This window comes from Rhizobium phaseoli (genome assembly GCF_003985125.1).
In the GTDB taxonomy this organism is placed as follows: domain Bacteria; phylum Pseudomonadota; class Alphaproteobacteria; order Rhizobiales; family Rhizobiaceae; genus Rhizobium; species Rhizobium phaseoli.
Window position 1 is genome coordinate 426,920 of sequence record NZ_ML133566.1, and the last position, 12,589, is coordinate 439,508.

Below are 12,589 nucleotides of genomic sequence, written 5' to 3' on the forward strand. Positions count from 1 at the left end.
GCAAAGATTTGAAAGCGGAGCCTGTTGGTCTAATATAGAGCACCAACGGTGAGGGCGGCTGCGTGCCGCCGATCGGGCGAGACGCAGATGCCGGTTCGAAACCAGGGCAACGATCCTTCGGCAGAAATCCCGGCGGCCGGCGAGGCCGCCAAGGGGCGGTGCCCGTCTGCCGGCATGTTCGGCGGATTATCCGGCAAGCTGCTCTGGCTCACCGTCGTCTTTATCATGCTCGCCGAAATTCTGATCTTCTTTCCCTCGGTCGCCAGCATGCGGCTGCGCTGGCTGCAGGAGAGGCTGAACACCGCCGCCGCCGCCGCCATCGTCATCGATGGGCTGCAGCCGATCGAGCTGCCGCGCGCGCTGCAGAAGGAGACGCTGGAGGCGACCGGCACCAAGGCGATCGTGCTGCGCAAGGAAGGCACCTCGCGGCTGCTGGCGACAACAGACATGCCGACCTCCGTCGACGAATCCTACGATCTGACTGATGTGCCGCCGCTGACGGCGATCCGCGACGCCCTCGACACGCTGATCTTTGGCGGCAGCAGGATGATCCGCGTCTATGGCCCGGTCGGCGACACCAAGGTCGGCGTCGAGGTCGTGATGAAGGACCGGCCGCTGCGCACGGCGATGTTCGCCTATTCCCGCAACGTCCTGCTGCTGTCGGTGCTGATCTCGCTGTTCACGGCGACGCTGATCTTCTTTGCGATCAACCGCCTCCTCATCGGGCCGATTCGCCGGCTGACCGGCAGCATGCAGCAATTCTCCTCCGATCCTGAAAATCCGGCCCATGTCTATATCGGTGACGGCGGCCGCGACGAGCTGGCGGTCGCCGGCCGCAACCTCACCTCGATGCAGATGGAGCTGCAGAAGACGCTGAAGCAGCAGAAGAACCTGGCGGCCCTTGGCCTCGCCGTGTCCAAGATCAATCACGACATGCGCAATATCTTGGCTTCCGCGCAACTGATGTCGGACCGGCTGGTCGATGTCGATGATCCGATGGTCAAGAGCTTCGCGCCGAAGCTGTTGCGCACTATCGACCGGGCGGTCGGCTATACCACCGAAGTGCTGTCCTACGGCAAGGCGAGCGAATCGGCCCCGCGCCGCCGCCATGTCCGGCTGCTCGAGCTGACCCAGGACGTCAGGGACATGCTGGCGATCGACCCGCAAAGCGGCATCGAGTTCATCGAGCAGTTCGCTGCCGATCTCGAGGTCGATGCCGATGGTGAACAGCTCTTCCGGGTCATTCATAACTTGACGCGCAACGCGCTGCAGGCGCTGACCGCGCCGGGCGAGGGCGGCCCGGGCGCTGTCAGGCGCATCACTGTCTCCGCCCAGCGCGTCGGCAGCGTCGTCAGCATCACGGTGGACGATACCGGCCCCGGCATGCCGCTGAAGGCGCGGCAGAACCTGTTTGCCGCTTTCCGCGGTTCGGCCCGCTCCGGCGGCACCGGCCTCGGTCTCACCATTGCCCGCGAACTGGTGCTTGCCCATGGCGGCACCATCGCGCTTGTGGAAAAACCGACGGTCGGCACCCAGTTCCGCATCGAAATCCCCGATCGCCCGGTCTCGCTGGACGATTACCGCAACCGGACGCACAGCGAGAACTGACGGATTTTCACCGGCCGTGACTGCAAACCGGCAAAGACGCGATTTTTTCAGAAATGCTCTTGCATTGTCCGAAAGGACCCTTTAGAGGATCGCCCACGCAAGCGGTACCGCCGCTTCTGCCACGCACCCGTAGCTCAGCTGGATAGAGCACCAGACTACGAATCTGGGGGTCAGGAGTTCGAATCTCTTCGGGTGCGCCATTCCTTTTCATCATCTGAAATTCTGCATGGCTACGAACGGTAACGTCATCTGACGTGCTCTGCGCCTGGTCGCGGCTGGACGATGGAGTTCTTCCGGTCCCGGCGGAGGAGCAGTGTCCCGGTGACAGATGTGGATGGAGGGAGTTGTCGTGACGATCTCAGAACTATTGACGGTGTCCAACCGACATCAATTTCCCTTGCCGGACTTTCAGGACGGCGATGAAATCAGGTTTCCCGGCGCTTTGGTGTCGGCATTGCTCGATCGGTTTACAAAACCAGGAGACGCCGTCTTCGATCCCTTTGTCGGCTTGGGAACGACGTTCTTCGTCTGCGAGCAGAGGGGCAGGCTCCCTTATGGGACAGAAGCCGATCGGCAGCGATATGAATGGGTCAGGGAACGCATCACGGCAAAGCATCATCTCATCTGCGGTGATAGCGCAGAGCTGGCAGCCTTCGATCTTCCCGAAATGGATTTTTGCATCACATCGCCGCCATACATGCCTCATTGGCATAAATGGAACCCGCTTTATAACGGCGATCCCGATTACGACGGCTATGATGTCTATCTGAAACGAATGCAGGAAATATACGGCCGGATCTGCAAGCGCATGAAGACGAACGCCTATCTCGTCGTTCAGGCCGACAATCTGACCAACGAACAATTCTCTCCCCTTGTCTGGGATCTGGGAAGAGCTTTGTCAGAGGTTATGACGCTTGAGGGGGAAATTATGGTGAATTGGTCTGACGCAGTGGAAAGCGGCAACCCATTCACACAGTGCCTCGTGTTCAGGAGTACAGGCGCGTGAAATTGAGTTTGCCGCGACGGCCGCTCCAGTGATGGCCCCACGGCAGCGAAGCGGAAAACTATTGCTCGGCCGGGAAGTCTCTCTCAAAGTCCTCCTTTTCTTTCTTCCCGTACGCGGCTGAGTAATAGCCGCTGCAGATCAGATAAGAGCACTCATCCGGGTCGCCCATTTCCCATCCAGGCAGGCAGGTTACCACGCGCTGGAATTTTTCATTGCAAAGGCCGTGGTTTGCCAAGAGCCGCGGCTCGTTTCCGAAATACGCGCTTATGGCTTTCTGGCGAGTCCATGCAGGAACGACTTTCCAATCAGCGGCGCCGCCCTCAGCGCTGACATTGCCGGTCGCACAGAGCGACCAGTTGGAAATCACGACCGGCTGATCGCAGGCAAAAGCCTGGACGGCGCTTCCCAGCAAGATCGAAACCAGTGCCAGCAGCCGCTGGCCATGGACCATCGCGCCCTTCTCCTTCATGCCGAACTTTCGCATCCTGGCCTCCAACCGTGTGCAATTGCCTGTCACCGTCTGACCGGATCAGGTGACATCAAACGAGCTAAGATTATTTTCCTAGTTCATGAAACGTTCTTACGCTAGATTGCGCCCCGCTGCAACCATGGAATGTCGAATGTCGAAGAATATTGTAACGAGTAGCAATGTCGCCACCTGGACCGGTCGTTCCCTCCGCAGGCGTGAGAAAACGAGTTCTTCTGTCCTCTCTCGCAAGGACGGGTTGGCAGCCGAGGTGAGGGTCTGATGGCGGAATTCAACCCTCGTGACAACAGCCGCACCAGTGCCGGCAAAACGCGGTCGCTCGTGCGCAAACATACTGCGCCGCCGAGCGGAGGCGATGACGGCAGCCTTCGCTGGCAATGGTTGACGATCGAGCTGCCGGAATCGCCGGCGTTCACGTCGCTGAGCGCGAATGCCAGCCGCGCCTTCTTCCGCATCATCATCGAGCACACCGCCCAAGCCGCCCTGGCAAATGGCCGGCTGGTCGTCACCCATCCGCAGTTCGTCTCTTACGGCGTCACCGGCGAATATGTCGCCGATGCCCTCGACGAACTGGCCTACAAGGGCCTCACCAAGGTTCGCCGCGGCCGGGCGGGCAGCGGTGTCGCGCATCCGAACCTCTTCACGCTGACCTTTGTCGGTGACCATGAAGGCGCACCGCCCACGAACGATTGGCGGCGCTGCACGGCGGAGAGGTGCCGAAAGTGGTCGGAGATTGACCGCAAGCTTGCCGCCGACAAACGCGGGCGGGTCGGCAGGAAGAAAAAAACGCCACTTCGGGATCCCGAAATTCCCCCGCTTCGAGATCCCGAAATTCGCCGCGCCTCGTGAGCGCTCGGGGCGAGGAAAGAGTCAATGATTTCAGTGCCGCAACCAATTTCGGGATTCCGCAGTGCTATATAGATTCTGGTGGGGAGTGCCTCATGAACCCGCAAGATCGGATCAGAAGCCAGCAGCGCAGGTGCCTGCTGCGGGCATGCCTAGTTTCGCGCAACCTTGCGGGTGTATCCGCGAGCGTGACGATGTTTGACGCGCTTTCGGCCGGAGGAATGCATGGCGATGGGAATTTTTCGGGCTGTCGGCGCCGTGGCCTTGATGGCGGCTCTTGCCGGCTGCATCGACCATGCCAACGAGCCGGTGCTGTTGGCCGTCGGCGTGCCGGTCAATCCGCCGGCCGTTGCACACAGCCTGTGCATGACCGACGGCAATGCCATGTATGACGAGGCGAAGCGCCAGTACGAGCTGCGCGCCCAGCTGACCGGATATGCGCAGGCCGATGCGCTGGAAGCGGAAACGATTGCTCGCGCCGCCGCCCATCGCCAATATGTCGCCTGCCTCTCCGGCCAGGGCTACCGCACATTATACGCGAATTGAGAACAGAGAATTCATGATTCCTGGCCGGCCCCCTCGGCGCCCTTCGCCTGATTGCGGCTTTTCACATTTTTTCGCGATAAGGTCACGCCGGATCGCCTGCAATCACGAGTTTCGGAAGCCGCGCGTGATCGCGGAACCCCACCCTTCACAACGGCATTTTCGCAGGGTAAATCCACGAAGGAGGGTTTATCATGAAGATACTCAGTCTTGCCCCTTTGACCGCCGCCCTCGGCACCCTTGTCGCCCTCGCGGCGATCGCTCCGGCTGCGGCCGCGCCCGTGCCGACACTTCGGCCGCCCATCGTCTCGCCAAGCCTTTCAGACGCGAAAACGGTGCAATATAAGGCACATGCCGGCACCTGGCACGGCTATCGGGGCTTTGCCACGGAACGTCCCGGCACCCGCCGCCATTCCGATGGCTATTGGTATCCGCTGGCCGCTTTCGGCGTCGAACCCGGCACGACCGGCTCGATCATCCGCCAGCCCGTGAACAGGCCGGCGGCTCCGACAATGTGCAACCCTACGTTTTCGGGGTCGATCGGTTCCGGCAGCATGCCCTGCGATAACGGCTATTGAGCCGGCAAAGGAAAGAGGCGGCGACGAGCCGCCTCTCTCTCGATCAGGGCGCCCGCTCACAGAGTCGTGACCCCTGTTGCAGTGCCGTAGTATGTGACAGATCCGCTTCCTAACTCGTCGGCGTAAATTCCCCGAAATCCTCCCAAGGAGACGATCATGATCACGACGTTCAAGAGCGGCCTGGCGGCTGCGGTCATCGGCGCGATGCTCGGCCTTTCCTCGTTCTCGGCCGAAGCGGCTCCCCTCCAGTCGAGTGCGGCGCAGCAGGGCGCGGTCAAGCAGCCGGTTGCCCAGCAAGAATCCCAGGTGCAGCACGACAGGCGCACCACCGGTTCGATCGGCGAGCGCCGCCCCGATACCATGGCTTCACCTTACATGATGAACCCGAAGAAGCCGCTGAACATGGATTGCAAGCTCGGCTTCAACCCGACAAGCAGCTCCGGCTGCAACTATTGAGGCCCTGCGATCGGGAAAAGGGGCGGCTTCCGGGCCGCCCCTTTTCTATGAGGACGCTGGCCGGAGATAGCCACGGATGCGGAAACAGGCCGGACGCCGATGGAAAAATCGTCGCAAACGCCGACATACACAGGCGATTGACGTCCCTGCCTTGGAATTGCCATGCTGGCCGCGATGGTCGCATTGATACTCAATTGAATTTCAGACAGGTGGAACAGTCATGACCGCAAAGGCTGCATGCTCCGATTTCCTGCATTTTTTCCGCTCCTGGATCAGCAACCCGCTTCGGGTGGCGGCGATCGCGCCGTCGGGTGATTCCCTGGCCAGAATCATGACCAGCGAAATTGCCGCGCTGGATGGGCCGATCATCGAGCTCGGCCCGGGCACCGGCGTGTTCACCCGGGCGCTGCTCGCCCGCGGCGTCAGCGAGGCCGATCTCACCCTGATCGAATATGGGCCTGAATTTATTGACGCGCTGCAGGCGCGGTTCCCGGCGGCGCGTGTATTGCAGATGGATGCCGCCCACCTTGCCCAGGCCGATATTTTCGAGGACGAACCGGTCGGCGCCGTCATCAGCGGCCTGCCGCTTCTGTCCATGTCGCCGCGCAAAATCGCCTCGATCCTTGCCGGCGTCTTCACCTATATGCGGCCGGGCGGGGCGGTCTATCAGTTCACCTATGGCCCGCGCTGCCCGGTGCCGCGGCCGATCCTCGACCGCCTCGGCCTGAAGGCCGTGCGCATCGGCGGCACGGTCCGTAACCTGCCGCCTGCCTCCGTCTACCGCATTTCCCGCCGCAAGCCGCTCGAACTCTCGCGCGAGCGCCTGCGATATCGGGACAGCGACCCCGACATCGACGTCGCCGCCTTTTCCGGCGAAACAGGCGGCTGAACAGCAGGCGAAACGCAAGCGCCGCCGGCATTCCTATCGCCGCTCCGGCGCCATCCCTGTTATCTCCATGGCGCCGTCCTATATCTCAAGCGTCCCAGCGGCCGCTTGCCTGCTGCTGCTGCGGCCAGCTCGTTACCATCGGCCTCGCCAGGGCGGGCAGACATGCGCGTTTGCGGCGACTGGATCCAGGCGGCTTTCGGCCTTCCAGCTGACGTTCAACCATTCCATTGACCAAGAGAGGAAAGATCATGGCCAGTCACAACGCAGCCAAGTCAGGCACTTTCAGGATCGGCGGCGAGATCGAGGTCAATCGTCTCGGTTTCGGCGCCATGCGCGTCACCGGCAAGGGCATCTGGGGCGAGCCTGAAGATCACGCCGAATCCATCCGCACACTGAAGCGCCTGCCGGAGCTCGGCGTCAATTTCATCGATACGGCCGATTCCTACGGCCCCGACGTTTCCGAATGGCTGATCAAGGAGGCGCTGCATCCTTATGGCGGCAAGTCCGTGGTCGCCACCAAGGGCGGCTTGACCCGCCACGGCCCCGACATCTGGCTGCCGGTCGGCCGTCCGGAATATCTGATCCAGCAGGCGCATAAGAGCCTGCGCAATCTCGGGGTCGAGCAGATCGATCTCTGGCAGCTGCACCGCATCGATGCGAAAGTGCCGGCCAGGGAGCAGTTCGATGCGATCAAGTCGCTGCTCGATGCCGGCCTCATCCGCCATGCCGGCTTGAGCGAAGTCTCCGTCGCCGAGATCGAGGCGGCCTCGAAGCACTTCAAGGTCGCCACCGTCCAGAACCGCTATAATCTCGTCGATCGCACCAGCGAGGACGTGCTCGATTATTGCGCCAAGCACAATATCGGCTTCATCCCCTGGTATCCGCTGGCCGCCGGCGACCTCGCCAAATCAGGCTCGCTGCTCGACACGATCGCCAAAAAGCACAATGCCGCGCCGAGCCAGATCGCGCTCGCCTGGGTGCTGAAGCGCAGCCCTGTCATGCTGCCGATCCCCGGCACCTCCAAGGTCAAGCACCTGGAAGAAAACGTCGCGGCCGTCGACATCGCGCTGTCGGATGATGAGTTCTCGGCGCTGGATGCCGAAGGCCGGAAGCTGTTCAAGGCGGCTTAAGGGGGCGACGGCAGCCAGTGAGAGTGCGCTTGGCTTGCCCTTCACCCTAACCCTCTCCCCGTAAAACGGGGCGAGGGGACGTGCCATGCGGGACGTTGGCGGGGGACGGAAAGATCGCGCCGTGTCCCTTCTCCCCGCAAGCGGGGGTCCGAAGGGTCGAGACCAGTGGCTCGACGCCGGTCGGTGGCGGCAGCCGGATGAGGGGCGACCCGCGCGGCCTCATTTTTCAGCAGAATTTGACCATCCGGTCAAAGATGCCGCAAAATGAGGCGGCGGTCTGGTGTTTTGAGGGCAAGCATTGCGCTGGATGCATTGCTGCATTGCGGTATTTTCGCTATTCCCGATCAAATGGATGGGCTATCTATATCTCCGTAAGCAGCGCACTCCTCCTCCCAGCGCTCTTACATCGGACTGACAACACTCCTCCTCCCAGTTGTCAGTCAGGATCAAGAGCCTGGCGCACCTCCTCCCGCGCCAGGCTCTTTTCTTTTTCCCAGCAGGTTCTTCACCTCACGCGGTTTGACTCGGCGAGCGTCGTCGGACTATTTGAACGGGCGCCCCTCTGTCCGATGCGCGCACCGGTTGGAGTTTGGTCATGATCGGCAAATGGCGCGCCCCGCATGCGGCCCTGACAGGTCTTCTGGTTGCAACGCTTGTGCTCGCCGGCTGCGGCGGCAGGCCGGTCGGCGTCATGCAGGCGGCCGGCACGGTGCCGCCCGGCACCTCGAAGGTCGATCTCTTGGTGGCGACGACGCGGGCTGCCGACGACAATCCCGCCGTGCTTTTCTCCGGCGAACGCGGCACCGGGCTCACCGTCAATGCCGTCGATGTCTCCATTCCGCCGGATGCCAATCGCAAGGTCGGCCAGGTGCAATGGCCAAAGCGCTTGCCGGCCGACCCGTTGCGCGATTTCGTCACCGTCTCCGTCGATCCGCTCGAAGGCGAGCGGGCGGGCGAGCGCTGGCTGAAGGGCCATATGCCAAAAAGCCGCCGCGTGCTGGTCTTCGTGCACGGTTTCAACAATCGGTACGAGGATGCCGTCTACCGCTTCGCCCAGATCGTCCATGATTCGCATGCCGACGTCGCCCCTGTCGTCTTCACCTGGCCGTCGCGCGCCAGCATCTTCGATTACAATTACGACAAGGAAAGCACCAACTATTCCCGCGACGCGCTGGAGGAGCTGCTGACCCGCACCGCCGCCAATCCCGCCGTCAGCGACATCACCATCATGGCGCATTCGATGGGCACCTGGCTCACCGTCGAAGCGCTCAGGCAGATGGCGATCCGCAACGGCCAGGTGGCCGGCAAGATCAACAATGTCATCCTCGCCTCGCCGGATCTCGATGTCGACGTCTTCGGCCGCCAGTTCGCAAGCCTCGGCAAGGACAAGCCGCATTTCACCATCTTCGTCTCGCAGGACGATCGCGCCTTGGCGCTGTCGCGGCGCATCTCCGGCAATATCGACCGCCTCGGCCAGATCGACCCCTCGGCCGAGCCTTATCGCAGCAAGCTCGAAGCGGCCGGCATCACCGTGCTCGATCTCACCAAGCTCAAGGGCGGCGACCGGCTGAACCACGGCAAATTCGCCGAAAGCCCCGAAGTGGTGAAGCTGATCGGCGACCGGCTGATCGCCGGCCAGACGATCACCGATTCCAATGTCGGCCTCGGCGAGGCCGTCGGCGCCGTGGCGATGGGCGCTGCCCAGACCGCCGGAAGTGCCGTCGGCGTCGCCGTCAGCACGCCGATCGCCATCTTCGATCCGCGCACAAGGCGCAATTACGACGCCCAGCTGAAGCGTCTCGGCCAGTCGGTGGATAATACCGTCGGTTCGGTCGGCGACAGTGTTGGCGCCGGCCTGCCTGAAACCCAGTGAAAATTCCGTAGGCAATCAACGCCGATCTGATATATCAGGTTGGCGAAGCGGCGCTCTTGTCTGCCGTGCGGTTGGGTTGATGGCATCATGGCTGAAGAAACGAAGAAGAGGGTTGTTGTCGTCGGCGCGGGGGTGATCGGCGCCTCCATTGCTTTCGATTTGCAGCGGCGTGGCCATCAGGTGACGCTGGTCGACAAGGGCGAGCCGGGACGCGGCACCTCCTTCGGCAATATGGCGAGCATCGCGCTCGATTTTGCCGCCGGGTCCGGTCCTTCGACCTGGAAGAAAATGCCCGGCTGGCTGCTCGATCCCGAAGGTCCGGTCTGGCTGCGGCCCTCCTATGCAGCAAAAATGCTGCCCTGGTTCCTGCGCTTCCTCGCCGCCGGCCGCCCGTCGCGCCTGCGAGAAATCGAAGATGCCGGCATGAGCCTGTCTGAGCGCGCGCTCGGCGATTTCAGGCAGATGCTCCAGGCGATCGGCGCCTCCGAACTGATGACGGAGGAGGGGTGTCTGGCGATCTACGAGACGGAAGCGGAATTTGCCGCCGACCGCGGCCACCTCGCCATGATGCAGCGCTATGGCCTCGAATTCGAAGTCTTGAGCAACGGCGCCATCCAATATTATGAGCCGGCCCTTTCGCCTGCCATCGCCAAGGCGGTGCTGCTGCCCGACAACAAGTCGATCCGCGATCCCTATCGGCTGGTGGTCAAGCTGGCCAAGGCGGCCAAGGCCGCAGGCGCGGCCTTTGTCTCCGGCGCTGTCAGGAACATCGCGCGCAAGGGCGATGGCGCCGTCGTCGTCCTCTTGGAAGATGGCGGCCGCCTCGAGGCCGATTCCGTGGTGCTCGCCGCCGGTGTCCACACCCGTTTTCTGGCCGAAAAGCTCGGCGAGCCGATCCCGCTCGAAACCGAGCGCGGCTATCACACCCAGATCATGAAGCCGGGCATCTCCATGCGCTATTCGATGATCTGGCCGGCGCGCGCCTTCATGGTGACGCCGACGGCGGGCGGCATTCGTGTCGGTGGCAATGTCGAACTCGCCGGTCTCGATGCCGCGCCGGACTTCCGCCGCCCGCGGGTGCTGGTGCGCCACGCCCAGCGGGCGCTGCCCGGGCTGAAGCTCGAGGAGGCGACGGACTGGATGGGCCACCGCCCGGCGCTGCCCGATACGGTCCCGATCATTTCGCCGTCGTCGAAAATGCCGGGCGTCTACTATGCGACCGGCCACGGCCATCTCGGCCTGACCTATGCCCCGACGACAGCGCGGCTGATCGGCGATATGGTGAGCGGCACTGAGCCGCCGATCGACATGCGCCCGTTCCGCATCGACCGATACTGAATGAGAATCGTTGCTTCAGAACCGGAGGTTTCGACATGAGATGGAAACGCACGATCCAGCTGCTGGATGTCCATGCCGAGGGCGAGATCGGCCGCGTCGCGATCGGCGGCGTACCGAAGATCCCGGGCGATACCATCGCCGCCCAGCTGCATTGGCTGAACACCGATCCGAAGGGCGACGAGCTTCGACGCTTCCTCTGCCTGGAGCCGCGCGGCGCACCGATCGGCTCGGTCAATCTGCTGCTGCCGGCAAGGCATCCGGAGGCGGACGCTGCCTTCATCATCCTTCAGCCCGACCAGGCGCATGCGAGCTCCGGCTCGAATTCGATCTGCGTGACGACGGCGCTGCTCGAAGCCGGCATTGTCGAGATGCAGGAGCCGGAAACGATCGTCACGCTCGAAACCGCAGCCGGCCTCGTCAAGGCGACCGCGACCTGCCGCGACGGCCGCTGCGAAAAGGTCCGGCTCACCATGGTGCCGTCCTTCGTGCATGCGCTCGATGTCACGATCGACACGCCGCATTGGGGCAAGATCAAAGCCGATCTCTGCTACGGCGGTATCTTCTATGCCCTCGTCGATGTCGGCCAGATCGGTCTCACGATCGAGAAGGCCAATGCCGCCGGCCTCGTCCAGGCCGGCATGATCCTGAAAGAGCTGATCAACCGCGACATCAAGGTCGTCCATCCCGAAATCCCGGCAATTTCGGGCGTCGCCTATGTGATGTTCCGCGATACCGAAGCCGACGGCACGGTGCGCACCTGCACCACCATGTGGCCGGGCCGGGCCGACCGCTCGCCCTGCGGTACCGGCAATTCCGCCAATCTCGCCGCGCTCCATGCACGCGGCAGGGCGAAAATCGGCGACATCTTCACCTCGAAATCGATTATCGGCTCGCAGTTCGAGGTCGGCCTGCAGGCGGTGACCGAGGTTGCCGGCCGCCCGGCGGTCATCCCCACCATCACCGGCCGCGGCTTCACCTTCGGCCTGACCCAGGTGGCGCTCGATCCCTTCGACCCGCATCCCGGCGGCTTCGCGCTCACGGATGTCTGGGGGCCATCGGCCGGGGAGATTTGAGTGCTCCGGGCGCCGTGCGCCTTGCCTGAAGACGCCAGTGACTGCTGCAAAGGAACAGAATGAGCGATGATATCGAGACGGTGACCCTTTGGCGTCCGGTCGGGCCTGAGGAATTGATGCTAATCCGCGAGCGCGACATGCGCGGATTTCCGCCACGCCTGCCGGATCAGCCGATCTTGTATCCGGTGCTGTCCGAAGATTATGCAGTCAAGATCGCACGCGACTGGAATGTGCCGAGGAGCGGGTCAGGCTTCGTGACGGAATTTCAGGTGAGAAAGGATTATCTCGACCGCCATGCAGTTCAGGAGGCGGGCGGTCGCGCACATCTCGAATATTGGATACCGGCGGAAGAGATGGATCAATTCAACGCAGCGATCGTCGGAGCGATTGTGGTTACCCAGAACTTTTCCTTAGCTATTCCCCGGTCCCAGTTCGAGCGGGCGGAAGCCTGAAAGCTTTGCGCAGGCCAGCTAGCCCTGGTCTCATCACTAAGGGCCGTAGTGGAGGAGATTTAGACGCTTTCCCCCGGTTGAGGGCAGGAGATTGGCGAGGCGGGCCCCTCATCCGCCTGCCGGCACCTTCTCCCCGCAAGCGGGGCGAAGGGGATTCTCCTCAGCCCTTCCGTTCCTCACCGACCTTGCATAGGGCACGTCCCCTCTCCACGTCAGAACGGGGAGAGGGTTAGGGTGAGGGGCAAGCATTTACTCATCGCCGGCAGTGTGGCGCCGATGAAGAAATAGACGAAGTCCGGATAAGTTGGTC

General features: G+C 62.6%; 13 protein-coding genes and 1 tRNA gene. 13 read left to right on the forward strand and 1 reads right to left on the reverse strand.

Translation table 11 applies throughout. The annotated features are described in order from the left end of the window. The first annotated feature begins 87 nt into the window (after positions 1–87). From EFD56_RS05255 to EFD56_RS05265, 3 genes are all read left to right on the forward strand, one after another. Positions 88–1,608 carry an ATP-binding protein gene (locus EFD56_RS05255; protein ID WP_004679499.1) on the forward strand — a complete coding sequence of 507 codons (1,521 nt, stop codon included), beginning with the start codon at positions 88–90 and terminating at the stop codon, positions 1,606–1,608. A 123-nt stretch (positions 1,609–1,731) separates the two neighbouring features. Further along, a tRNA-Arg gene (locus EFD56_RS05260) sits at positions 1,732–1,808 on the forward strand. 149 nt (positions 1,809–1,957) lie between these two features. After that, on the forward strand, positions 1,958–2,614 hold the full coding sequence (locus tag EFD56_RS05265) for a DNA methyltransferase (protein WP_126904867.1): 657 nt from the start codon (positions 1,958–1,960) through the stop codon (positions 2,612–2,614). A gap of 58 nt (positions 2,615–2,672) precedes the next feature. Here EFD56_RS05265 and EFD56_RS05270 read toward each other — a convergent pair whose 3' ends face one another. Further along, positions 2,673–3,098, reverse strand: a complete 426-nt coding sequence (locus EFD56_RS05270; protein ID WP_126904868.1) for a hypothetical protein — start codon at positions 3,096–3,098, stop codon at positions 2,673–2,675. 264 nt (positions 3,099–3,362) lie between these two features. Between EFD56_RS05270 and EFD56_RS05275 the strand changes: the two genes are divergently transcribed. The 10 genes from EFD56_RS05275 (at position 3,363) to EFD56_RS05320 (ending at position 12,279) form a co-directional block, all read left to right on the forward strand. After that, positions 3,363–3,950 (forward strand): hypothetical protein, encoded by a 588-nt coding sequence (locus tag EFD56_RS05275; RefSeq protein WP_126904869.1) that lies wholly within the window; start codon positions 3,363–3,365, stop codon positions 3,948–3,950. Positions 3,951–4,172: 222 nt separating this feature from the next. Further along, on the forward strand, positions 4,173–4,493 hold the full coding sequence (locus tag EFD56_RS05280) for a hypothetical protein (protein WP_010006566.1): 321 nt from the start codon (positions 4,173–4,175) through the stop codon (positions 4,491–4,493). A 191-nt stretch (positions 4,494–4,684) separates the two neighbouring features. Continuing rightward, positions 4,685–5,068: a cell surface protein gene (locus EFD56_RS05285; RefSeq protein WP_126904870.1), complete on the forward strand. Its 384-nt coding sequence runs from the start codon at positions 4,685–4,687 to the stop codon at positions 5,066–5,068. Positions 5,069–5,224: 156 nt separating this feature from the next. Further along, positions 5,225–5,524, forward strand: coding sequence for a hypothetical protein (locus tag EFD56_RS05290; protein ID WP_126904871.1), 300 nt, complete (start codon positions 5,225–5,227; stop codon positions 5,522–5,524). 220 nt (positions 5,525–5,744) lie between these two features. After that, positions 5,745–6,413, forward strand: coding sequence for a class I SAM-dependent methyltransferase (locus EFD56_RS05295; protein ID WP_064817344.1), 669 nt, complete (start codon positions 5,745–5,747; stop codon positions 6,411–6,413). Between the two features lie 248 nt (positions 6,414–6,661). Beyond that, a complete protein-coding gene (locus EFD56_RS05300; RefSeq protein ID WP_004672366.1) occupies positions 6,662–7,543 on the forward strand; it encodes an aldo/keto reductase in 882 nt (293 codons plus the stop codon). 595 nt (positions 7,544–8,138) lie between these two features. Next, positions 8,139–9,416 carry an alpha/beta hydrolase gene (locus EFD56_RS05305; RefSeq protein WP_064800493.1) on the forward strand — a complete coding sequence of 426 codons (1,278 nt, stop codon included), beginning with the start codon at positions 8,139–8,141 and terminating at the stop codon, positions 9,414–9,416. A gap of 87 nt (positions 9,417–9,503) precedes the next feature. Further along, positions 9,504–10,754, forward strand: a complete 1,251-nt coding sequence (locus tag EFD56_RS05310) for an NAD(P)/FAD-dependent oxidoreductase (RefSeq protein ID WP_126904872.1) — start codon at positions 9,504–9,506, stop codon at positions 10,752–10,754. A gap of 35 nt (positions 10,755–10,789) precedes the next feature. Beyond that, positions 10,790–11,827: a proline racemase family protein gene (locus EFD56_RS05315; protein ID WP_016734918.1), complete on the forward strand. Its 1,038-nt coding sequence runs from the start codon at positions 10,790–10,792 to the stop codon at positions 11,825–11,827. Between the two features lie 59 nt (positions 11,828–11,886). Next, entirely contained in the window at positions 11,887–12,279 is a 393-nt protein-coding gene (locus EFD56_RS05320) for an ADP-ribosylation/crystallin J1 (RefSeq protein ID WP_126904873.1), read from the forward strand. Positions 12,280–12,589 lie beyond the last annotated feature (310 nt).

Coding starts and splice junctions, on each gene's coding strand:
- EFD56_RS05255 (WP_004679499.1), top strand. CDS start 88: ATGCCGGTTCGAAACCAGGGCAACGATCCTTCGGCAGAAATCCCGGCG.
- EFD56_RS05270 (WP_126904868.1), bottom strand. CDS start 3,098: ATGCGAAAGTTCGGCATGAAGGAGAAGGGCGCGATGGTCCATGGCCAG.
- EFD56_RS05275 (WP_126904869.1), top strand. CDS start 3,363: ATGGCGGAATTCAACCCTCGTGACAACAGCCGCACCAGTGCCGGCAAA.
- EFD56_RS05280 (WP_010006566.1), top strand. CDS start 4,173: ATGGCGATGGGAATTTTTCGGGCTGTCGGCGCCGTGGCCTTGATGGCG.
- EFD56_RS05285 (WP_126904870.1), top strand. CDS start 4,685: ATGAAGATACTCAGTCTTGCCCCTTTGACCGCCGCCCTCGGCACCCTT.
- EFD56_RS05290 (WP_126904871.1), top strand. CDS start 5,225: ATGATCACGACGTTCAAGAGCGGCCTGGCGGCTGCGGTCATCGGCGCG.
- EFD56_RS05295 (WP_064817344.1), top strand. CDS start 5,745: ATGACCGCAAAGGCTGCATGCTCCGATTTCCTGCATTTTTTCCGCTCC.
- EFD56_RS05300 (WP_004672366.1), top strand. CDS start 6,662: ATGGCCAGTCACAACGCAGCCAAGTCAGGCACTTTCAGGATCGGCGGC.
- EFD56_RS05305 (WP_064800493.1), top strand. CDS start 8,139: ATGATCGGCAAATGGCGCGCCCCGCATGCGGCCCTGACAGGTCTTCTG.
- EFD56_RS05310 (WP_126904872.1), top strand. CDS start 9,504: ATGGCTGAAGAAACGAAGAAGAGGGTTGTTGTCGTCGGCGCGGGGGTG.
- EFD56_RS05315 (WP_016734918.1), top strand. CDS start 10,790: ATGAGATGGAAACGCACGATCCAGCTGCTGGATGTCCATGCCGAGGGC.
- EFD56_RS05320 (WP_126904873.1), top strand. CDS start 11,887: ATGAGCGATGATATCGAGACGGTGACCCTTTGGCGTCCGGTCGGGCCT.